The 20,758-nt window shown below is 62.8% G+C and carries 14 protein-coding genes, 2 tRNA genes and 2 rRNA genes; 7 read left to right on the forward strand and 11 right to left on the reverse strand.

Annotated features, from left to right (window positions below; translation table 11 throughout):
* Positions 1 to 660: a methionine biosynthesis protein MetW gene (gene metW / locus HZB49_RS19900; RefSeq protein WP_291614473.1), complete on the forward strand. Its 660-nt coding sequence runs from the start codon at positions 1 to 3 to the stop codon at positions 658 to 660.
* 3 nt (positions 661 to 663) lie between these two features.
* Here the strand turns inward: metW and HZB49_RS19905 are convergent, their stop codons facing one another.
* The 4 genes from HZB49_RS19905 to HZB49_RS19920 are packed head-to-tail and all read right to left on the reverse strand — an operon-like array spanning position 664 to position 4,372.
* Positions 664 to 1,536 (reverse strand): alpha/beta hydrolase, encoded by an 873-nt coding sequence (locus HZB49_RS19905; RefSeq protein ID WP_291614475.1) that lies wholly within the window; start codon positions 1,534 to 1,536, stop codon positions 664 to 666.
* Positions 1,537 to 1,570: 34 nt separating this feature from the next.
* Complete coding sequence (locus tag HZB49_RS19910) at positions 1,571 to 2,725, reverse strand: caspase family protein (protein WP_291614476.1); 1,155 nt, start codon at positions 2,723 to 2,725, stop codon at positions 1,571 to 1,573.
* A 35-nt stretch (positions 2,726 to 2,760) separates the two neighbouring features.
* Positions 2,761 to 3,546, reverse strand: a complete 786-nt coding sequence (locus HZB49_RS19915) for a M15 family metallopeptidase (protein WP_291614478.1) — start codon at positions 3,544 to 3,546, stop codon at positions 2,761 to 2,763.
* 34 nt (positions 3,547 to 3,580) lie between these two features.
* The gene (locus HZB49_RS19920) at positions 3,581 to 4,372 is read right to left on the reverse strand and encodes an MOSC domain-containing protein (RefSeq protein ID WP_291614479.1); all 792 of its coding nucleotides are present in this window, start codon (positions 4,370 to 4,372) and stop codon (positions 3,581 to 3,583) included.
* A gap of 218 nt (positions 4,373 to 4,590) precedes the next feature.
* Between HZB49_RS19920 and clpB the strand changes: the two genes are divergently transcribed.
* Positions 4,591 to 7,230 (forward strand): ATP-dependent chaperone ClpB, encoded by a 2,640-nt coding sequence (clpB, locus tag HZB49_RS19925; RefSeq protein ID WP_291614481.1) that lies wholly within the window; start codon positions 4,591 to 4,593, stop codon positions 7,228 to 7,230.
* Positions 7,231 to 7,292: 62 nt separating this feature from the next.
* Here clpB and HZB49_RS19930 read toward each other — a convergent pair whose 3' ends face one another.
* The 6 genes from HZB49_RS19930 to HZB49_RS19955 form a co-directional block, all read right to left on the reverse strand.
* Positions 7,293 to 8,303 carry a dipeptide ABC transporter ATP-binding protein gene (locus HZB49_RS19930; RefSeq protein ID WP_291614483.1) on the reverse strand — a complete coding sequence of 337 codons (1,011 nt, stop codon included), beginning with the start codon at positions 8,301 to 8,303 and terminating at the stop codon, positions 7,293 to 7,295.
* The gene (locus HZB49_RS19935) at positions 8,296 to 9,267 is read right to left on the reverse strand and encodes an ABC transporter ATP-binding protein (protein WP_291614484.1); all 972 of its coding nucleotides are present in this window, start codon (positions 9,265 to 9,267) and stop codon (positions 8,296 to 8,298) included. Before HZB49_RS19935 ends, HZB49_RS19930 begins: the two co-directional genes overlap by 8 nt.
* 18 nt (positions 9,268 to 9,285) lie before the next feature.
* Positions 9,286 to 10,989: an ABC transporter substrate-binding protein gene (locus HZB49_RS19940; protein ID WP_291614486.1), complete on the reverse strand. Its 1,704-nt coding sequence runs from the start codon at positions 10,987 to 10,989 to the stop codon at positions 9,286 to 9,288.
* A 28-nt stretch (positions 10,990 to 11,017) separates the two neighbouring features.
* Positions 11,018 to 11,914: an ABC transporter permease gene (locus HZB49_RS19945; RefSeq protein WP_291614488.1), complete on the reverse strand. Its 897-nt coding sequence runs from the start codon at positions 11,912 to 11,914 to the stop codon at positions 11,018 to 11,020.
* Positions 11,914 to 12,870 carry an ABC transporter permease gene (locus HZB49_RS19950; RefSeq protein ID WP_291614490.1) on the reverse strand — a complete coding sequence of 319 codons (957 nt, stop codon included), beginning with the start codon at positions 12,868 to 12,870 and terminating at the stop codon, positions 11,914 to 11,916. The genes HZB49_RS19945 and HZB49_RS19950 overlap by 1 nt, the downstream gene beginning before the upstream one ends.
* Positions 12,871 to 13,033: 163 nt before the next feature.
* A complete protein-coding gene (locus HZB49_RS19955; RefSeq protein ID WP_291614492.1) occupies positions 13,034 to 13,534 on the reverse strand; it encodes a helix-turn-helix domain-containing protein in 501 nt (166 codons plus the stop codon).
* A gap of 83 nt (positions 13,535 to 13,617) precedes the next feature.
* On the opposite strand from HZB49_RS19955, the gene HZB49_RS19960 reads away from it, so the two are divergent.
* Positions 13,618 to 14,070 (forward strand): nuclear transport factor 2 family protein, encoded by a 453-nt coding sequence (locus HZB49_RS19960; protein WP_291614494.1) that lies wholly within the window; start codon positions 13,618 to 13,620, stop codon positions 14,068 to 14,070.
* 102 nt (positions 14,071 to 14,172) lie between these two features.
* Here HZB49_RS19960 and HZB49_RS19965 read toward each other — a convergent pair whose 3' ends face one another.
* The gene (locus HZB49_RS19965) at positions 14,173 to 16,239 is read right to left on the reverse strand and encodes a M23 family metallopeptidase (protein ID WP_291614497.1); all 2,067 of its coding nucleotides are present in this window, start codon (positions 16,237 to 16,239) and stop codon (positions 14,173 to 14,175) included.
* Positions 16,240 to 17,087: 848 nt separating this feature from the next.
* Here HZB49_RS19965 and HZB49_RS19970 point away from each other — a divergent pair.
* The 4 genes from HZB49_RS19970 to HZB49_RS19985 all read left to right on the forward strand — a co-directional run.
* A 16S ribosomal RNA gene (locus tag HZB49_RS19970) occupies positions 17,088 to 18,503 on the forward strand.
* Between the two features lie 229 nt (positions 18,504 to 18,732).
* Positions 18,733 to 18,809 (forward strand) — tRNA-Ile (locus HZB49_RS19975).
* Between the two features lie 33 nt (positions 18,810 to 18,842).
* Positions 18,843 to 18,918: transfer RNA gene (locus HZB49_RS19980), tRNA-Ala, on the forward strand.
* Between the two features lie 393 nt (positions 18,919 to 19,311).
* Positions 19,312 to 20,758, forward strand: a 23S ribosomal RNA gene (locus HZB49_RS19985); the annotation flags it as partial.

Here is a 20,758-nt window from a genome sequence, read left to right on the forward strand (position 1 = left end):
ATGGCGCTCCAGGAACAGACGCTGCCGCTGCCGGGCATTGCGCCGGATCGCACCGGCAAGTATCGCACCGATCATCTGCTGGTCGCGGGGATGATCGAGCCCGGCTCGCGCGTGCTCGATGTCGGCTGTGGCGACGGCGAGTTGCTGCAGCTCCTGGAGAGCCGCGGCATCGACGGCCGAGGCATCGAACTGTCGCGCGAGGGCGTCAACCGCTGCGTCGCCAAGGGTCTTGCCGTGGTGCAGGGCGACGCCGACACCGACCTCGTCAACTATCCCGACGATGCCTTCGACTACGTGATCCTGTCGCAGACGCTGCAGGCCACTCGGCAGCCGAGGGTGGTGCTGGAGAATCTCTTGCGCATCGGCCGCCGCGCCATCGTCTCGTTTCCCAATTTCGGCTTCTGGAAGATGCGGCTGCAGCTCTTGGTCGGCGGGCACATGCCGCGCACGGAGAATCTGCCGGCGACATGGTACGACACCGCCAATATCCATTTCTGCACCATCAAGGATTTCGTCGAGCTGTGCGACGCGATCAACGTCAAGATGGAGCGCTCGGTGGCGCTCGATCTCTACGGCCGCCCGGTGCCGCTGAACCTGCCCTGGTGGGTCTGGAACATGTTCGGCGAGCAGGGCGTGTTTTTGCTGAGCCGGGGGAAATGACAGCTAGACCGGCGCGTGCACTAGTGAGCGCGGATCGCGCACGGGCCAGCGGCCGGCTTCCACCAGCGCAATGAAGCGTTCGACCATCTCGTTGAACAGCGCCGGCTCCTCCAGATTGAGCACGTGACCCGATTTGGGAAAGAAGGCGAGACCTGCCGCCGGCAGGTGCTGCTTCAGGAACAGGCTGGGCTCAATGCAATTGTCGTCCTCGTCGCCGCACAGGATCAGCGCCGGTGTCGGCACTTTCCGGATCGCGTCGACCATGGTGTAGATCGAGGGCCTGCCGCCCTGGAAGCTGCGCATCGTGTTGGCCGAACCCTTCGCACTGTGCCGCGCCAGCGCGGCGTAGAAGTCGGCGTGGCCGCGCGGATCCTTCAGCAGGAATGGAATGCGGCTCGGCGCCTCGCGCGTCACCTTGGCGACCTCGATCGAACCGATCGTTTCATACTGTTCGGCATTGGCGCGGCACTGCGCGCGAAAGGCCTCGAGGTTCTCGATGGGCGAGCCGGCGCCGACGGCGGCGAGCGTCATCGACAGCGCACGCCCGGGCGCGTTGAGGCCGATCTGCAGCGATGAGTAGGAGCCCATGGAGAGGCCGACGAAATGCGCTTTATCGATGCTCAGATGATCGAGCACGGCGAGCGCGTCGGTGTAGAAGTGCTTGTAGGTGTAGACGTCGGCCGTCGGTGGAACGTCGGAGGGCGTATAGCCGCGTGCGGAATAGGCGATGCAGCGGTGGCCGCGCGAGAAGTAGCGCATCTGCGGCTCCCAATTGGTGTGGTCGGCCGCGAATTCGTGCAGGAAGATGACCGGCGTTCCGCTTCCCGCCTCTTCGAAATAAAGGCGGACATTATCCTTGGCGACGGCATAGGGCATCCCGGCTTCTCCCCGTTGTTGTTTGTTGGCTCGGTCAGCGTTCGAACGAGGCGATCAGGCTGACATTGGCCTGCTCGGTGGCGTTGAGCGGCACGTCCCAGGTATAGGGGCGATACCAGCCGAAGCGCCCGAAATAGGCGGCGAGCGCGGGGTCGCGGAAGTAGCGGCCGCGCCGCGCATAGATTTCGTTGCGGGCGATCCGGAGTTGGGCGGGCGAGAGCCTTGCCACCATGTCGCGTGTCAGCCGGACCCGGTCGGAGTCCGGGAAGACGAAGTCCTGCGACGGCACGGCAACCGGCGCTGGCTCGACAGGTCTCGTGGGCGGCGGGCTTTGCGGCGGGACCGGCGGCAGGATCGCCACCTGCGGCGGCGGGGGCTGTACCGCGGGCGGCGGCGTCAGTGGCGAGTCCTTGGCCAGGAAAATGTCACCGTCGATCTCGTCATAATAGGCGGGCGACTGGGTCTGGCCGATCGTGGATGCCAGCGACTTGACCTTCGAGCGGGTCTGCTTGGCGACCGCGACCAGCGAATTGTCCGGATTGCCCAAGAGCGGCAGGAAGCTTCGCGTGAAGACCGAATTGGGATCGGCGTCACTGTCCGACAGGCGGTCGAGCGCGACTTCGCCGACGCCAGCGGAATAGATCATGAAGACGCCGCCCGGCACGCGCGCATCGGCAAGACCGCGCGCGCCGCCGACCGACCGGCCGCTGGCCAGCCGGAACGGATTCTCGCGGCAGGCATCCAGCACGATGATCTGCGTGCGGGTGCCGCGCGCCTTCAGCCGCTGGATCAGATTGTCCGTGGAGATCGAGACATCCTTGAGCAGGCTCTGCTGCTCGGGAGAAACTTTTGGCGCATCGACCGGTATCAGGTAATTCGCGCCGTCAATTTCGACGCCGTGGCCGGAATAGAACAGGAAGGCGACGTCGCCCGGCCGGATCGAATTCTCGAACAGGCTGAACTTCTCCACATAGTCGCGCCAGGCCAGGTTTTCCCCGAGCGTGACGCGGAAGCCGAGTTCCTGCAAGCTGCGGCTGACGGCGCGGGCGTCGTTGACGGCCTTCTGCAACGGATTGACGTTGCGATAGGCGTCGTTGCCGACCACGAAGGCCAGCCGGCTTTCGGCGGCCGCGGGCGCAGTGGCCAGCATCCCCAGCATGGCGGCGCCGATCGCCCAGAAGGCCCTCATCGATCTTTCCTTCATACCCGGCAGGCAATGCAAAACTATTCGCGCGGCCATCCCCGCTTGGCAAGCGCAATCAGTTCGGGGCGGTACTCGAAATGCAGGCTGTCGAAATGGTACCAGCGACCGCCCCAGATGAAGCCGTGGCGCTCGAATATCTCGACGATTTCGCGCGGGATCCTGTTGCGCCACACCAGCGCCCCTTCGGGCCGCTTCGTCCACTGCCAGTAGTCGCCGAAGCCCGCATTGATGTCGATCGCAGCGCCAAAGGCGTGGACGGAAAGGCGGTTGGTGCCGGCAATCGGCCGGCAGTTGTAGATGCCGGACGTCGGGATGAGATAGCGGATCATGTCCTGCGGCAATGCATCCAGCTCGCGGGACACCTTCTCGAGCTGATCGGCAACGCCATTGACCGTGGTGGCGCGGACTGTGCCCCCGCCATGGCGGGGAAGCCATGCAACGGACCGCAGCTTCGCCGTCACCTCGCCGCGGCGGCAATCGCCGTACATCTTGAGGAAGAACGCCTCGTTGCGGATGCGCCCGGGATCTTCGTCCGTCGCCGGCGGCCGGAACGGCGCCGTCGCGAGCGGGTAGGGAATGGCAAACTGCTCGCGAATGCTGCCGCGCTCCAGCATTTCCGCGAAGGGGTGCCGCGCGCCGGCGCTGCCGAGCGGCATCCGCGTGCCGTCCTTCCAGACCAGTTCGTCGTCGGTATAGGAGGCAAGCCGATCGGGATAGGCGGCCAGCAGCGCGTCGAGCTTCGGGTCGGCCAGCGCTGCCGTTTCGGGCAGCGCGATCATCAGGAGGGTGAGGAACGCCAGTTTCATTCTGCCCGCTCCGGCGCCCACGGACATCGCCACGCTAGAGTAGCTCGACCTGCTCTGCCGCAATCGTGTCGCCGACGGCGATGGTGCCCCCGGCGATCACCTCGGCATAGATGCCGCAATCGCCATGGCCGAGCCGCCGTTGCAGCGCCTGCGGGATCGCGAGGTCCCGCTCGGCGGTATCGGGATCGACATTGACGGCGGCGCAACGGACGATGCGCTTGACCACCTTCAGCCTGACATCGCCGATCGCAAGCGTGCGGTCGACGAGATCAAATTCGGACCAGGCCGGCCACCCCTCGACATAGAGGTTGGCGCGGAAGCGCAGCGGATGCACCGGCCCGCCCACCATGTTCTCGATGGCGCGGACGCTGGCCAGATTGATGATGGAGACGACCTTGCGGGCGACGTCGGAAAAGCTGTGGCCGGGGCTGGTCAGCACCTTGGGCGGGCCTTTGATCTCGCCGGCATAGGCGGTCGCGAAAAAGGTCTCGATCGCGGCTCGGCCTTGCGCGGTCTCCAGATCGCCTTGGGCAGCTACCTTGCCGTTTTGGCGGATGGTTAGGACATTGGTGGCATCGTCGAAATGCGTGCGTAGACCTGCCAGCCATTCGTCCCGCATCAGCATCAGGAAATGCGGCTTTGCCAGCCAGGCCGGCGCGGCCGGGTCGAAGCCGGAGGGGCCGTTCTCGATGGCGTAGCGGCGGTCCGCCAGCAGCGTCTGGCCGGGTTTGAGCACCGTGCTGGTGAGGGGCTCCGGGGTCAGGCCCTTAACGGGGTAGCGGTAAAGGCCAGTGATCTCAGCGGGGGCGGGGATGGGCTCGGGCATGCGGTTTATTAGGGGATTCCCCGGCCCCGCGCCACCGCTCGCGATTTTGTGAGCGCCTCCCTTCCGCCCGGGGAACCCCATGCCCATATCTGCTTCAAGCCTACCGAGGGCGACGACCGCGGCCGGTTGAGAAATGTCAACGCGGACCGCGGATACCCAATGAAGATGCCGCAATCGTGCCTTAGGGGCGGTTGAGGCATGCCGAGGGAATGCAAACAATGAATATTGAAAAATACACCGAACGTGCGCGCGGCTTCATCCAGTCGGCGCAGTCGCTTGCCGTGCGCGACGGCCACCAGCAGTTCTCCACGCTGCATGTGCTGAAAGTGCTCCTGGACGACAATGAGGGGCTGGCGAGCGGCTTGATCGACCGCGCCGGCGGCAATTCCCGAGCCATCCTGAAGGCGACCGAGGAGGCGCTGAACAAGCTGCCGAAGGTTTCCGGCAGCGGCGCCGGACAGGTCTATCTCGCGCCCGAACTGGCGCGCGCCTTCGATGCCTCCGAGAAGGCGGCCGAAAAGGCCGGCGACAGCTTTGTCACCGTCGAGCGGCTGCTGCTCGGTCTTGCACTGGACAAGAACAGCGAAGCCGGCGGCATTTTGAGCAAGGGCGGCGTCAGCGCGCAAAACCTCAATGCGGCGATCGAGGCCCTGCGAAAGGGCCGCACCGCGGATTCCGCGACCGCCGAGAACGCCTATGACGCGCTGAAGAAATATGCCCGCGACCTCACCCAGGCCGCACGCGACGGCAAGCTCGACCCGGTGATCGGCCGCGACGAGGAAATCCGCCGCACCATCCAGGTGCTCTCCCGCCGCACCAAGAACAATCCGGTGCTGATCGGCGAGCCCGGCGTCGGCAAGACCGCCATCGTCGAGGGTCTGGCGCTGCGCATCGTCAACGGCGACGTGCCGGAGAGCCTGAAGGACAAGAAGCTTCTTTCGCTCGACATGGGCGCGCTGATTGCCGGTGCAAAGTATCGCGGCGAGTTCGAGGAGCGGCTGAAGGCCGTGCTGCAGGAGGTCACTTCCGCGGAGGGCGGCATCATCCTGTTCATCGACGAGATGCACACGCTGATCGGCGCCGGCAAGGCCGACGGCGCGATGGATGCGTCCAACCTGCTGAAGCCCGCGCTGGCGCGCGGCGAGCTGCACTGCATCGGTGCCACCACGCTCGATGAGTACCAGAAGCATGTCGAAAAGGACGCGGCGCTCGCCCGCAGATTCCAGCCGATCTATGTCAGCGAGCCCACGGTCGAGGACACTATCTCGATCCTGCGCGGCCTGAAGGACAAGTACGAGCAGCATCACGGCGTGCGCATCACCGATTCCGCGCTGGTAGCGGCCACCATGCTGTCGAACCGCTACATCACCGACCGCTTCCTGCCCGACAAGGCCATCGACCTGATGGACGAGGCGGCGGCGCGGTTGAAGATGCAGGTCGATTCCAAGCCGGAAGAGCTCGATCTGCTCGACCGCGACATCATCCGCCTCAAGATCGAGCAGGAGGCGCTGAAGAAGGAAAGCGATCCGGGCTCCAAGAGCCGGCTGCAGACGCTGGAAAAGGAGCTAGCCGACCTCGAGGAGAAGTCGGCGGCGCTGACGGCGCGCTGGAGCAAGGAGAAGAACAAGCTTTCGGACGCGGCCAAGCTGAAGAGCGAGCTCGACGGCTTGCGCATCGAACTCGCCAACGCGCAGCGCCGCGGCGAATTCCAGCGTGCGGGCGAGCTGGCCTATGGCAGGATCCCCGAGCTGGAGAAGAAGCTGGCCGAGATCGAGGAGAACGAGGCCCCCGGCGAGATGATGGAGGAGGCGGTCACCGCCAACCACATCGCGCAGGTGGTGTCGCGCTGGACCGGCGTGCCCGTCGACAAGATGCTGGAAGGCGAAAAGGACAAGCTCCTCAAGATGGAGGAGGCGCTCGGCAAACGCGTCGTCGGCCAGGCCGAGGCGGTGCGTGCGGTCGCGACCGCCGTGCGGCGTTCGCGCGCCGGCTTGCAGGACCCGCACCGGCCGACCGGATCGTTCATGTTCCTGGGCCCCACCGGCGTCGGCAAGACCGAGTTGACCAAGGCGCTGGCGGAATATCTGTTCAACGACGAGACCGCGATGGTCCGCCTCGACATGTCCGAATACATGGAGAAGCACTCGGTCTCCCGTCTGATCGGCGCGCCTCCGGGCTATGTCGGCTATGACGAGGGCGGCGCGCTCACCGAGGCGGTGCGGCGGCGTCCGTACCAGGTGGTGCTGTTCGACGAGATCGAGAAGGCGCATCCCGACGTCTTCAACGTGCTGTTGCAGGTGCTCGACGACGGCCGGCTGACCGACGGCCAGGGCCGCACGGTGGATTTCCGCAACACGCTGATCATCATGACCTCGAACCTCGGTTCGGAGTTCCTGGTGAACCAGCCGGAAGGCGAAGACACCTCGGCCGTGCGCGATCAGGTGATGGGGATGGTACGGGCGCATTTCCGTCCCGAATTCCTCAACCGCGTCGACGAGATCATCCTGTTCCATCGCCTGCAGAAGAGCGAGATGGGGCGGATCGTCGAGATCCAGTTCACCCGGCTGCAGAAGTTGCTGGAAGACCGCAAGATCGAGCTGACGCTCGATACGGCGGCGCGCGACTGGCTCGCCGACAAGGGCTGGGACCCGGCCTACGGCGCCCGTCCGCTGAAGCGGGTGATCCAGCGCAGCGTGCAGGACCCTCTCGCCGAGATGATCCTGGCCGGCGAGGTTTCCGACGGCGACAAGGTCAAAATCGCGACCAAGGGCAATGTGCTGACCTTCAACGGCAAGCCGGCGCAGACCGCCGAGATCGCGCAGTTCGAGGCTCCGGTTCCGAAGCGCAAGCTGAACTGACGCCTGCCGATAGAAGGTTCACTATCCAAGCCTCCCCTCACGCGAGGGGAGGCTTCTTCATTTCAATTGCTGTGCAAATGACACGACACTGCGCGTCCCGGCGCAACCTCGCGCAATTGCGGCTGCTCGGTCTTGCACCGCGCCATCACCCGTGGGCAGCGGGTGTGGAAGGCGCAGCCCGGCGGCGGGCGCAGCGCGCTCGGCACCTCGCCGGAGATCACGGTACGCGGACGCTTGGCCTCGACCTCGGGGTCGGCAACGGGAACCGCCGCCATCAGCGCTTCGGTGTAGGGGTGCAGGGGATTCTGGTAGAGCTCGTCGCGGTCGGCGATCTCGACCAGGCGGCCGAGATACATCACGGCGATGCGGGTCGAGATGTGGCGGACAACCGCGAGATCGTGGGCGATGAAGAGATAGGTCAGCCCTAGTCGCTCCTGCAGGTCCATGAACAAATTGATCACCTGGGCCTGGATCGAGACGTCCAGCGCGGAGACCGGCTCGTCTGCGATCAGGAGGCTCGGCTCCAGCGCAAGCGCGCGCGCAATGCCGATGCGCTGGCGCTGGCCGCCCGAGAATTCGTGCGGATAGCGATCGGCCATGTCGGGCAACAGGCCGACGGAGGCGATCAGCTCGGCGATCTTGTCGCGCGTTGCCTTCCTGTCGGCGTCGAGCCCGTGCACGGCCAGCGGTTCGCCGACGATGGTGCGGATCGTCATGCGCGGATTCAGCGAGCCGTAGGGGTCCTGATAGACCATCTGCATGCGGCGGCGGACTTCCAGCAGTTCCGCGCCGTCATGATGGGCGATGTCCTGCCCCTCGAACACGATGCGGCCGGCGGTCGGCGTCAGCATGCGCAGCACCGCGAGCCCCGTGGTGGATTTGCCCGAGCCGCTCTCGCCGACGAGGCCAAGCGTCTCGCCGCGGCGGATGGTGAAGGAGACGCCGTCTACGGCCTTCACCGTCGCCACTTGGCGCTGGATGATGATCCCCTTGGTGACGGGGAAATGCACCTTGAGATCCTCGACGCGGAGGATCGGCTCGTTGGCGGGGACTTGCGGCAGCGCGTCAGACATCGGCAAAGCAGGCCTTGGAGTGTCGGTCGCCGACCTGTACCAGCTCGGGGCGCGCGGCGCGGCACTGGTCGAGGATGGCGCGGCAGCGCGGACCAAAGGAGCAGCCGGCGGGCAGGCTGGCGAGATCGGGCGGCTGGCCTTCGATCGGCATCAGCCGTCTGCGGCCGCCGCCGTCGAGCCGCGGCACGGAAGCCATCAGGCCGGAGGTGTAGGGGTGTTTCGGCCGCGCATAGAGCTCACGTGCCGGGGCGACCTCGACGATGCGGCCGCCATACATGACGGCGACGCGGTCGGCATAGCGGGCGACGACGCCGAGGTCGTGGGTGATCAGGATCAGCGACGAGCCGGTCTCGCGCGTCAGTTCCTTCAAGAGATCGAGGATCTGCGCCTGCACGGTGACGTCGAGCGCGGTGGTCGGTTCGTCCGCGATGATCAGCCGCGGCGCGCAGGCCAGCGCCATCGCGATCATCACGCGCTGGCGCATACCGCCGGAATATTGATGCGGATAGGAATTGAGCCGGCTTGCGGCATCCGCGATGCGCACGCGGCCGATCAGCTCGGTCGCGGCCTCGTAGGCTTTCGTCCATGCCGTGCCGCGGTGGACGTTGATCGGCTCGGCCACCTGCAGCCCGACGGTGAGCGCCGGATTGAGCGAGGACATCGGCTCCTGGAAGATCATGGCGATCTTGTTGCCGCGCACCTCGCGGATGCCGGGATCGTCGAGCTTGAGGAGGTCTTCGCCGTCGAACAAGATCTCGCCGCGCTCGATCTGTCCCGGCGGGTTCGGGATCAGGCGCAGGACCGAGAGCGCGGTGACGCTCTTGCCCGAACCGGACTCGCCGACGATGGCGAGCGTCTCGCCGGGATCGACATGGAAGGAGACGTCATCGACCGCCGTCACGGTTCCGCGCTCGGTGCGGAACCGTGTCGTCAGGCCTTTGACCTCGAGCAGCGGGGACGTCATCGCTTCTCTCGCTGCCGTTCAGTGGCCCATCTTCTTCTTCATCTCCTGGTCGATCCACATCCGCGCATAGATCGGACCCGGACGTACCGCGCCGGCGCGCAGCTCGCCGCCATAGTTCTTCACCCACGGCCACCATGCCGTGAAGATGTAGGGCGTCGGCAGCCAGACATAGGGCGCCTTGTCGAGGATCTCGCGGGTCATCTCCTTCAGCATGACCTGGCGCTTGCCTTCATCCTGCTCCTGATAGACCGCTTCCATCTTCTTGTCGTATTCGGGGTCGTTCCACTGCGAGGGATTCCACACCTGGCCCTTCACGAAGCTCTTGCGGATGCTCGTGGTGGGGTTGGTGTGGCCGTTGTTCATGAAATAGCCGGGCGTGTTGGTCTTGGTGGTCATGGCGGAGAGGAACGCGCCATATTCCATCGGCTGGATCTCGACCTTGACGCCGACCTGTTCCAGATAGGCCGCGACCAGCGGCAGCAGGTCCATGTGGTCGGGCGAGCAGGAGCAGACCTGGACCTTGAAGGTGAAGCCGTTGGGCACGCCGGCTTCCGCCAGCAGCTTCTTCGCCTTTGCCGGATTGTAGGTGTAGAGCTCCTTGATCGAATCCGGCATCGCCTCCAGCGGCTCGAAATAGCCGAGATAATCGGGGTGCTGCGGGTAGGCGAACAGCTCGGCGTTGCCGCCGTAATAATCCTTGACGATCTCCTGCTTGTTGATGGCCATGTTGAGCGCGCGGCGGACGCGGACGTCGTCGAACGGCTTGGTGTCGACCCGCATGGCGAGGAACGTGCCGCTCATCGACAGCCATTTCGACCACTGCAATTGCGGCGCGCTCTTCTTCAGTTCGTCCACCGCCGACCAGCGGATGCTTTCGAGGATGTCGAGCTTGCCGGTGCGTAGCGCCGTGAGGTAGGTCGCCTCGTCCTTGATGGTGCGGAACACGAGCTTGTCGACCAGCGGCAGCTTCACCTCGATGCCGTTGATCTTTTCCTTGTCCCAGTAGTTCGGGTTTTTCACGTAAGTGTTGGAGTTGCCCTGGACGAAGTCGGCGAGCATGAACGGCCCGGTGCCGTTGACGTTCTTCCAGTTGCCGGCGCCGGCGTCGGCGACTTCCTTCGGGATGATGCCGGAATAGTAGCCCCAGCCGAAGCGGTAGTCCCATTCGGCGTTGTAGTTCTTGAAGGTGAACACCACGGTGTGCTTGTCGGCGGCCTCCACCTTCTCGACGTGGTCGAAATAGGTGGAAATCTTCTTCGGGCTCTTGTCGAGGCGGTTGAAGGTGGTGACGACGTCGTCGGCGACGAATTCACGCGCCGCCATCACGCCGGGCTTTTCGGGGAACATGACGCCCTTGCGCAGCTTCACCTCCATGCGCAGCGGGTCCTTCTTCCACTCCCAGCTCTCGGCGAGCTCGCCGCGGATCGCGTCGGTCGGCAGCCACGCATCGGCATAGAAGGGATGCTTGCCGCCGAGCCGCTTCGACTTGGAGAGGTCGGCGGCAAACAGCTGCTCATAGACCTGGCCGGTGTCGTGATTGTGCTTCCAGTTCCAGTCGGCATTGTCCCAGGACAGCGCCGACAGCGTCACATAGACTGTGCCGATTTCGAGCGTCCCGCCGGGCTTCGGCGGCTGCTCCGACTGCGCCGAGACGGGGCTGGTGAAGGCGAGCGTCGCCGCGATCGACGCTGCCGCGAGCAGCGCTGTCCTGAACTTTTTCATGGCTTCCCTCCCGTTTTGATCGGTTGAACTATCGCGAGCCGCGCATGCGCGGATCGAGGAGATCGCGCAGCGCGTCTCCAAACACGTTGGTGGCGTAGACGACGACGGTCAGGCACAGGCCGGGCGCCAGCGCCAGCCAGGGTCCCTGGAACATGAAGGTGCGGCCCGAGCCCGACAGCATGCCGCCCCAGGTCGGGGTCGGCGGCGGCACGCCGAGGCCGAGGAAAGACAGGCTGGACTCCGCCAGGATCACGGTGCCGACGCGGGTCGTGAACAGCACGATGATCGGCGGCATGATATTCGGGAGAATATGGCGCAGCAGGATGCGGCCGGTGGAGGCGCCGATCGATTGCGCGGCATGCACATACATGTTCTCGCGCACCGAGACGACCGCGGAGCGGATGATGCGCGAGCCGGCGATGCCGAGCAGGCAGCCGAGGGTGAAGATGATCTGCGGCACGCCGGGGCCGAGCACGGAGACGACGACCAGGAGGATGATGAGATCGGGAAAGCTCATCCAGGCGTCGACGAAGCGCTGCACGACCAGGTCGATCTTGCCGCCGAGATAGCCGGTGACGATGCCGACCACGATCGAGATGACGGTCGCGAGCGTTGCGGTGGTGAAGGCGATGATGACGGAGATCTGCGCGCCGTAGAGGCAGCGCGAGAGCATGTCGCGGCCGAGATTGTCGGTGCCGAACCAGTGCGCCCAGGACGGCGCCATCAGCCGCGTGCGCGGCGATATCTGGTTCATGCCGTAGGGCGCCAGCACGTCGGCGAAGATGCCGCAGAACAGGAACAGTACGAAGATGACGCCGCCGGCCGCGCCCAGCGGCTTCTCGCGGAACAGGCGGACGATAAAGCGGATGACGCCGTTGCGTTCCTTGCGTGCGCCGGCAGCGGGGATGTCGATCGCCAGCGTCATCAGCGGTATCTCACCTTGGGATCGAGCAGGCCGTAGGAAAGGTCGACCACGAGATTGATCAGCATCACGCAGAAGCCGATCACGAGACTCACGCCGGTGATGATCGGATAGTCGCGCTGGCTGATGGCGTCGAGCAGCAGAAGTCCCATGCCGGGAATGACGAAGATCTGCTCCACGATCACGGCGCCGCCGATCAGGATCGGCGCCTGCAGGCCGACCAGGGTCACGACGGGGATCAGCGCGTTGCGCAGCGCGTGGCGGATCACGACCAGCCGTTCGGACAATCCCTTGGCCCAGGCGGTGCGGATATAGTCCTGCCGCAGCACCTCCAGCATCATGGTGCGGGTCAGGCGCATGGTGATCGCCGACAGCGCCATGCCGAGGATGAGCGCCGGCAGGATCATCTGCTTGACATTCTCGATGGGATGCTCGGTGAACGGCACGAATTTCACCTGCGGCGACCAGCCCCACCAGATCGAGGGGAACACCATCACCATGGTACCCATCCAGAAGCTCGGCACCGCCAGCATCAGGATGGAGAAGGAGCGGGTGAGATAGTCGCCCGCGGTGTCCTGCCGGATCGCCGAGTAAATGCCGATCGGGATCGCGACGAGCAGCGCCACGATCAGCGCCATCAGGCCGAGCTGAAAGGTAACGGGCAGTCGCTGGGCGAGCAGTTCCCGCACCGGCGTGTTCTGCCACAGCGACTTGCCGAAATCGCCCTGCAGCAGGATGCCGCCGATCCAGGAAAAATATTGCTGCCACATCGGCCGGTCGAGGCCGAGCGTGGCGATGAGCTGATCGCGGCTGAGCTTGTCGGCGCCGACGTCGTTCTGCGCCAGCATCATGTCAATGATGCTGCCCGGTACGAGACGAACGATGACGAACACGATCAGGCTGGCGAAGAACAGCGCCGGCACCAGCGCCAATAGCCGCCGCGCGATATATGCCTGCATGCCCGCGTTCCGCCCTCGTCTCTTGTTGATTGCGAGAGTGAACCGCTGTCCGTAGAGCTGCAAGGACTATCGCGCAGTATCGCTGCGACTTTTCGCGACGGCGACTGGCCTCAAAGACACTCGCGGCCTCCCGACATTCCGCCGCGTGGAAACAATCGCTGCGTTAGCCCTTGCGCGACCGCTGCAGCCGATCGAGATGCGACTTCGTCGCTGGCCTCGCTCCGGGACCCGGCCGGAACCTGATATCCGCAGCGCCGAGTGGTTTGCCCTTGGCATCGCGCAGGATCAGGCGTGGCAGGCGCCGGGGAGTCGCGGCTTCCGTCGCGATCATCGGCTCTCTGCCCTTGCCGCTGATCCAGCGGTCGCCCCATTGCATCAGGGCCAGCAGGGCCGGCAACAACTCCCCGCCTTTTTCGGTCAGCCGATAGGCGGTGCGCTTGCCGCCGGGTGAAATGCTCTGCCGCTCGAGAATGCCGTGTTCGACCAGTTTCGTGAGGCGAACGGTGAGAATGTTTCTGGCGATGCCCAGTGCCGCCTGGATTCCGTCGAAGCGGTCGCAGCCGATGATGACCTCGCGCAGGATCAGCAGGGTCCACCAGTCGCCGATCTGGTCGAGCGCGTTCGCAAGCGAGCAGTTCATGGTGTCGAAGGGCGTTCTTCTCATTTCGTCCGGCTATCATAGTAAGTTGCATAATGCAACTTTTAGAGATAGCATTCGCTGCGGTAGCAAAGCGTCGAGGTGCCACGATGTATCATGCGATTGTCGAGCGGCGGCTGCGCAACACGCTCGCCAGGCTTTCGAGGGGCGATATCGCCTACGTCACCGCCCAGTTCGCCGAACCGCTCCGGCACGAATTTGCCGGCGACCATGCGCTCGGCGGTCGCCGCGAGAGCAAGGCGAAGGTCGACGAGTGGTATGCACGGCTGCATCGGCTGTTCCCGGACCTGCGCTTCGAGGTCGACGATATTCACGTCTCCGGATGGCCTTGGAACACGACCGCCGTGGTCGAGTGGCGCGACTTCTTCGGTCTGCCCGACGGATCGGCGGGAGGAAATTTCGGTGTCTTCGTGATCGACATAAGCTGGGGAAGCGTGCGCCGGTTCTCGATCCACACCGATACCGATCGCATCAAGCGCTACTTCGCCGATTTTGCTCGTGCCGGCGTGGACGAGGCGCTGGCGGCGCCGATCACGGGATAGACGGCGCGCCACTGCCACAAGCCAGTGCCACAAGCCAGTGCCACAAAATGAAAGGCCGCCAGTTGGGCAGCCTTGAATCGGGGGGGCGGGGAGTTCACTTCGTCAGCGGTTGCTGACCTGACGGACGCTGGTGGTGCCCGTCGCATCCGAGACGCGCGCGCCGGCGCCGCCGCGGTTGTGCATCATGCCGTCGAGGCGATCGCGTTCCTTCTCGAAGCCGGCAAGGACTCCGCCCTCCAGCGAACGGCCGCGCGGCAGCTTGATGCGCATGGGATCGACGAAGCGGCCGTTGACCAGGATTTCATAGTGGACGTGGGCGCCGGTCGACATGCCGGTCGAACCGACGAAACCGATGACCTGGCCCTGGCGAACGCGTTTGCCGGGCTCCATGCCCTTGGCATAGGCGGACATGTGGCCGTAGGCGGTCTCGTATCCGTTGTTGTGCTTGATGCGGACATACTTTCCGTAGCCGCCTTCCCAGCCGACCTTCTCGACCACGCCGTTGCCGGAGGCGAAGATCGGCGTACCGTAGGGCGTGGCCCAGTCGACGCCGGTGTGCATCTTCACATAGCCGAGGATCGGATGGCGGCGGCCGCCGAAACCGGAGCGCATGATGGCGTTGTTGACGGGCTTGCGGACCAGGAATTTCTTCGCGCTCTTGCCGGTGTCGTCATAGAAGTCGACGACGGAATCGTCGGGGGTCTGGAACCGGTAGTATTTCTTGGTTTCGCCGCCGACCGTGAGCGAGGCGTACAGCACCTCGTTCCTTTCCGTGATCGTCGCGCCTTCGTCTTCGCCGGCGTAGAACACGTCGAAGGAATCGCCGGGCTGCACCTTGCGCTGGAAGTCGACGTCGTAGGAGTAGATCCGGATCATGTCCTCGATGACGTTGGCCGGAACCTTGTTGCGCAGCGCGGTTTCGTAGATGCTCTGGTAGAGCCTCACGCCGCTGCCGTCGTCGTCGTCATCGTCATCGGCGGCCGCGGTTTCAGTGACGGTGTTCATGCTCTGCACGTCGACGGCGACGTATTTGCCGAGATCCGACAGCGCGGCCACCGCTTCGATGGCGGCGTCGTTGGCGACCATCACGCGATAGGGCTGCAGCCTGGCGCCGGGCGTCTGCGAGGCCGGCACCATCAGGATGCGAACCTTCTGGCCTTCCTTCAGGCCGCCGTCGCGGCCCTTTGCGCCGAGCGTGTAGGCGATCGCCTTGGCTTCCTCGGGCGTTGCGCCCTGGTCGCGCAGGATCGAGGTGACGGTATCGCCCTTCTTGACCGTATGGACGCGTTCGCCGGTGGGATTGCCGCCGGTGACCTGGTCCTTGGTCTTCGGCAGCAGCGTGACGTTTTCCGGCACCACGCGCGTCTCGAAGCCGGCATAGGGGTCGGAGGAGACGCCCTCGGTTGCATAGGCCAGCTTGATGTCCGATTTCACGCCGCTGGCGTCGGCCGTGGCGTTGGCGAGCGTGGCGTAGCGGACGCCGCCGGAATTGCCGCGCCAGTTCGAGGCGTCGCGCACGCGCAGGATGATCTCGTCCAGCGGCACGTTGGCGGCGATCTTGGCCTTCGGCAGGATCGTGCCGAGATCCTTCATCACGAAGGAGACTTCGGCGTCGGGCTCGACGGCATCGGGATTGTTGGGATCGTCGGCGGCGGTCTGGGTGGGGGAGCCGACATCGGTCAGCATGCGCTGGGCGTTGAACGGCGGGATCTTGGCCGACAGGTCGCTGGTGGCCATCGACAGATTGCCGGAGATGCGGATGAAAGGCCGCACCCGCATGACGTCGCGGTTGCCGACGCGGGTGGCGGTCGAGACGCGGATGACGTTGCGCGCGGCGGAGGATTCGCTGGGCGGCGGCAGCCGGTCGCTCTTGTGCAGGCTTGCGGTCTTGTCGTTGGCGCCGAATCCCCCGCGCAACGCCCCCTCGACGCGTTCGGGGATTTTGGCGAAGGTCATCTCGCCGTCGAGCGACGCGAAAACGGCGCCGCCGATCAGAGCTGCGCCGCACAGGCCCGTCAGGATGGTGCCGCTGAACCACTGTACGGAGACGCGGCGGCGATCGATCACCGCGGCCTCGGTACCGTCGACGGAAAGCGGCGGCTCGTGGCCGAGATCGATGATCCCTGCCTCGCGCCCGTATCCGCCCCCACGTGACGTCCGTTGGCTCAAGCCGCCGTCCCCCCAAGTTCCGTTAACATTCGATTACCTCGTCGCTCAAACCCCGGTCCCGCACGCACCCCCGATCAAAGGGGTACCTCCGGAGCATGGCGCGTCGCACGGATGGAATTCGGGAATCAGGGGCCCTTGAAGAGCGGCCGGAATCTCGAAGGTCAATGGTGCGCAGAGCTCTCGATGTTTCTCGGCCGTATGGGGAGCAGCGAATACTGGCCGCCATTCCCCCAGTCAAACCGCCGGCAGCCCCCTCTGGCGTCCCGGCGATTCAATACTTAACTAGTCTCAGAACGTCGCAGGATTGTGGCTCAAGTACGGCGCAAAGCCCCGAAATAAAGGGGTTTCCTCGCTGCCAAAGATTCCCGCTTTCGATGTGAAGTTTTGTTGACGATAGGCGTTGACAACGCCGATTGGGCGGGCCTATAACCCGACCACTGAGCGCGGCGCTGCATTGGCCCCTTGGCCAAGGCAGTTTGTCGTGCCCGTCAAGCTCCTCATGATGATGAGTGAATCAACAGCCGATACCCATCGGTTGTCATTTGCCGTCGAATGAGAGTTTTGCGGACCTCCCCGCCAAGGGGAGTTGGGGTTCTCGGACCCCGGGCTGTTTGACAAGTGAAGATGAAGAAAGAGAAACGTGGACGGCGGAGTCCTTGCGGGTCTCGAATACTTGGAAACTTCGGTTTTCAACGTTCGGGGCCGGACGAAAGACTTCGGCGGTACACGTTTTAAAAGGTTACACCATGATCTCTTCATTGAGATCGGGTCGTCAGCGATGTGAATCGCGGGCGATTTTGGTGTGGACCTCGTCAAACGTTGTGATCAGCCGGTTCAAAGTTCAAGTCCAACTTGAGAGTTTGATCCTGGCTCAGAGCGAACGCTGGCGGCAGGCTTAACACATGCAAGTCGAGCGGGCGTAGCAATACGTCAGCGGCAGACGGGTGAGTAACGCGTGGGAACGTACCTTTTGGTTCGGAACAACACAGGGAAACTTGTGCTAATACCGAATAAGCCCTTACGGGGAAAGATTTATCGCCGAAAGATCGGCCCGCGTCTGATTAGCTAGTTGGTGAGGTAATGGCTCACCAAGGCGACGATCAGTAGCTGGTCTGAGAGGATGATCAGCCACATTGGGACTGAGACACGGCCCAAACTCCTACGGGAGGCAGCAGTGGGGAATATTGGACAATGGGGGCAACCCTGATCCAGCCATGCCGCGTGAGTGATGAAGGCCCTAGGGTTGTAAAGCTCTTTTGTGCGGGAAGATAATGACGGTACCGCAAGAATAAGCCCCGGCTAACTTCGTGCCAGCAGCCGCGGTAATACGAAGGGGGCTAGCGTTGCTCGGAATCACTGGGCGTAAAGGGTGCGTAGGCGGGTCTTTAAGTCAGGGGTGAAATCCTGGAGCTCAACTCCAGAACTGCCTTTGATACTGAGGATCTTGAGTCCGGGAGAGGTGAGTGGAACTGCGAGTGTAGAGGTGAAATTCGTAGATATTCGCAAGAACACCAGTGGCGAAGGCGGCTCACTGGCCCGGTACTGACGCTGAGGCACGAAAGCGTGGGGAGCAAACAGGATTAGATACCCTGGTAGTCCACGCCGTAAACGATGAATGCCAGCCGTTAGTGGGTTTACTCACTAGTGGCGCAGCTAACGCTTTAAGCATTCCGCCTGGGGAGTACGGTCGCAAGATTAAAACTCAAAGGAATTGACGGGGGCCCGCACAAGCGGTGGAGCATGTGGTTTAATTCGACGCAACGCGCAGAACCTTACCAGCCCTTGACATCCCGGTCGCGGACTCCAGAGACGGAGTTCTTCAGTTCGGCTGGACCGGAGACAGGTGCTGCATGGCTGTCGTCAGCTCGTGTCGTGAGATGTTGGGTTAAGTCCCGCAACGAGCGCAACCCATGACGTCAAGTCCTCATGGCCCTTACGGGCTGGGCTACACACGTGCTACAATGGCGGTGACAATGGGAAGCGAAGGGGCAACCCTTAGCAAATCTCAAAAAGCCGTCTCAGTTCGGATTGGGCTCTGCAACTCGAGCCCATGAAGTTGGAATCGCTAGTAATCGTGGATCAGCATGCCACGGTGAATACGTTCCCGGGCCTTGTACACACCGCCCGTCACACCATGGGAGTTGGTTTTACCTGAAGACGGTGCGCTAACCGAAAGGGGGCAGCCGGCCACGGTAGGGTCAGCGACTGGGGTGAAGTCGTAACAAGGTAGCCGTAGGGGAACCTGCGGCTGGATCACCTCCTTTCTAAGGATGGTCCTTCAGAGAGCTCACGCTCGCTATCGGACCGTTTTAGAAACATTCAGGGGCCAACAGTTTCAGGATTGTTGAGCTCCATTGGCGGGATTTCGCCGTCTTCGTTTCTCTTTCTTCGCGGACGAACACGCGCCAGGGGGCTGCGCTGTGCGATCACGTTGGCGCTTTGCGCCGGCCGCACGCGAGCAAGATCCCTAATCCTTCAAAGGATATGCGTTAGGGGCTTGTAGCTCAGTTGGTTAGAGCGCGCGCTTGATAAGCGTGAGGTCGGAAGTTCAAGTCTTCCCAGGCCCACCACTTTCATCGAGTGAGCATTCGTCTTCTGGTTACGGGGCCATAGCTCAGCTGGGAGAGCGCGTGCTTTGCAAGCATGAGGTCGTCGGTTCGATCCCGTCTGGCTCCACCAGATGGTTTGATCACCGACATCTCGACCGTCGTCCGCGAAACATCACTTCGCATTTCGCAAGTCTTCACCAAAGACTGTGATTGCGTGATTTCTGACATCGTAAAGAGGAGATCGATCCGAGTTGGATCGTGCGAGCAATCGCGCGGTACTTCATTATCTCCGGATCATTTCGGCGCTCGCTATCAGCCGTGAGGCAGATGACGAGTTGTAAATGATCCTTTTAGCCAAGCTTGACCGCCTGGCTATCGGAACGATCTTACGAAGCAAGCTGGTCTTTCTAGTCAATGTCCGGCCGCGACAGAGCATTCATCGAGGGTGCGCGTTCGGGATCTCGGTCCCAAACAGATGTGCGGCATACATTCTGCCGAGTGTGTGGACATTGATAATGAGAGCAATCAAGTGCCTTAAGGGTGTTCGGTGGATGCCTTGGCGCTGAGAGGCGACGAAGGACGTGCTACGCTGCGATAAGCCGTGGGGAGCTGCGAAGAAGCTTTGATCCGCGGATTTCCGAATGGGGAAACCCACCTTCGATAGCCAGAACTCCAAGACCTTGTGTCTTGGTGTTCGACCAGAAATGCGAGAAGCCAGATCGTGCGGGGAAACCTGCGAGGTTTTGGATTTCTGGTTATCAAGTGAAGGTATGAGACTTCCGAATAAAATAGGAGGTTTCAAGCAAACCCAGGGAACTGAAACATCTAAGTACCTGGAGGAAAGGACATCAACAGAGACTCCGTTAGTAGTGGCGAGCGAACGCGGACCAGGCCAGTCATCAATGTGCGACAATTGGAATCTGTCAGGAAAGCAGAGCCTCAGAGGGTGATAGCCCCGTACAAGTAATGCAAACATTGATGCTCGAGTAAGGCGGGACACGTGCAATCCTGTCTGAACGCGGGGGGACCACCCTCCAAGCCTAAGTACTCCTCAGCGACCGATAGTGAACCAGTACCGTGAGGGAAAGGTGAAAAGCACCCCGACGAGGGGAGTGAAATAGACCTGAAACCGGACACCTACAAACAGACGGAGCCCAAGATACGTTCTGGGTGACGTCGTACCTTTTGTATTATGGGCCAGCGACTTAATTTAACGAGCAAGCTTAAGCCGATAGGCGAAGGCGTAGCGAAAGCGAGTCTGAATAGGGCGTCAAGTTCGTTGTATTAGACCCGAAACCTAGTGATCTAGCCATGAGCAGGTTGAAGGTGAGGTAACACTCACTGGAGGACCGAACGGGTGCCTGTTGAAAAAGGCTCCGATGACTTGTGGTTAGGGGTGAAAGGCCAATCAAACTGGGAAATAGCTGGTTCTCCGCGAAAGCTATTTAGGTAGCGCCTCGGACGAATACCTCAGGGGGTAGAGCACTGGATGGGCTAGGGGGACTTACCGTCTTACCAAACCTAACCAAACTCCGAATACCTGAGAGTACTATCCGGGAGACACACGGCGGGTGCTAACGTCCGTCGTGGAGAGGGAAAAAACCCTGACCTACAGCTAAGGCCCCTAATTCGTGGCTAAGTGGGAAAGGATGTGGGAATCCCAAAACAACCAGGAGGTTGGCTTAGAAGCAGCCATCCTTTAAAGAAAGCGTAACAGCTCACTGGTCTAAATAAGGGTTCCTGCGCCGAAAATGTAACGGGGCTCAAGCCACGAGCCGAAGCTTAGGGTGTACACGCAAGTGTACGCGGTAGCGGAGCGTTCCATAGACCTGCGAAGGGAGACCCGTGAGGGCTCCTGGAGGTATTGGAAGTGCGAATGCTGGCACGAGTAACGACAAACAGTGTGAAAGACACTGTCGCCGAAAGTCCAAGGGTTCCTGCGTAAAGCTAATCTGCGCAGGGTTAGCCGG

Source organism: Bradyrhizobium sp. (genome assembly GCF_016219575.1).
Classification (GTDB): domain Bacteria; phylum Pseudomonadota; class Alphaproteobacteria; order Rhizobiales; family Xanthobacteraceae; genus Bradyrhizobium.

Excerpts from the sequence above, each read along its gene's own strand:
- metW (WP_291614473.1), top strand. The coding sequence starts at position 1 with ATGGCGCTCCAGGAACAGACGCTGCCGCTGCCGGGCATTGCGCCGGAT.
- HZB49_RS19905 (WP_291614475.1), bottom strand. The coding sequence starts at position 1,536 with ATGCCCTATGCCGTCGCCAAGGATAATGTCCGCCTTTATTTCGAAGAG.
- HZB49_RS19910 (WP_291614476.1), bottom strand. The coding sequence starts at position 2,725 with ATGAGGGCCTTCTGGGCGATCGGCGCCGCCATGCTGGGGATGCTGGCC.
- HZB49_RS19915 (WP_291614478.1), bottom strand. The coding sequence starts at position 3,546 with ATGAAACTGGCGTTCCTCACCCTCCTGATGATCGCGCTGCCCGAAACG.
- HZB49_RS19920 (WP_291614479.1), bottom strand. The coding sequence starts at position 4,372 with ATGCCCGAGCCCATCCCCGCCCCCGCTGAGATCACTGGCCTTTACCGC.
- clpB (WP_291614481.1), top strand. The coding sequence starts at position 4,591 with ATGAATATTGAAAAATACACCGAACGTGCGCGCGGCTTCATCCAGTCG.
- HZB49_RS19930 (WP_291614483.1), bottom strand. The coding sequence starts at position 8,303 with ATGTCTGACGCGCTGCCGCAAGTCCCCGCCAACGAGCCGATCCTCCGC.
- HZB49_RS19935 (WP_291614484.1), bottom strand. The coding sequence starts at position 9,267 with ATGACGTCCCCGCTGCTCGAGGTCAAAGGCCTGACGACACGGTTCCGC.
- HZB49_RS19940 (WP_291614486.1), bottom strand. The coding sequence starts at position 10,989 with ATGAAAAAGTTCAGGACAGCGCTGCTCGCGGCAGCGTCGATCGCGGCG.
- HZB49_RS19945 (WP_291614488.1), bottom strand. The coding sequence starts at position 11,914 with ATGACGCTGGCGATCGACATCCCCGCTGCCGGCGCACGCAAGGAACGC.
- HZB49_RS19950 (WP_291614490.1), bottom strand. The coding sequence starts at position 12,870 with ATGCAGGCATATATCGCGCGGCGGCTATTGGCGCTGGTGCCGGCGCTG.
- HZB49_RS19955 (WP_291614492.1), bottom strand. The coding sequence starts at position 13,534 with ATGAGAAGAACGCCCTTCGACACCATGAACTGCTCGCTTGCGAACGCG.
- HZB49_RS19960 (WP_291614494.1), top strand. The coding sequence starts at position 13,618 with ATGTATCATGCGATTGTCGAGCGGCGGCTGCGCAACACGCTCGCCAGG.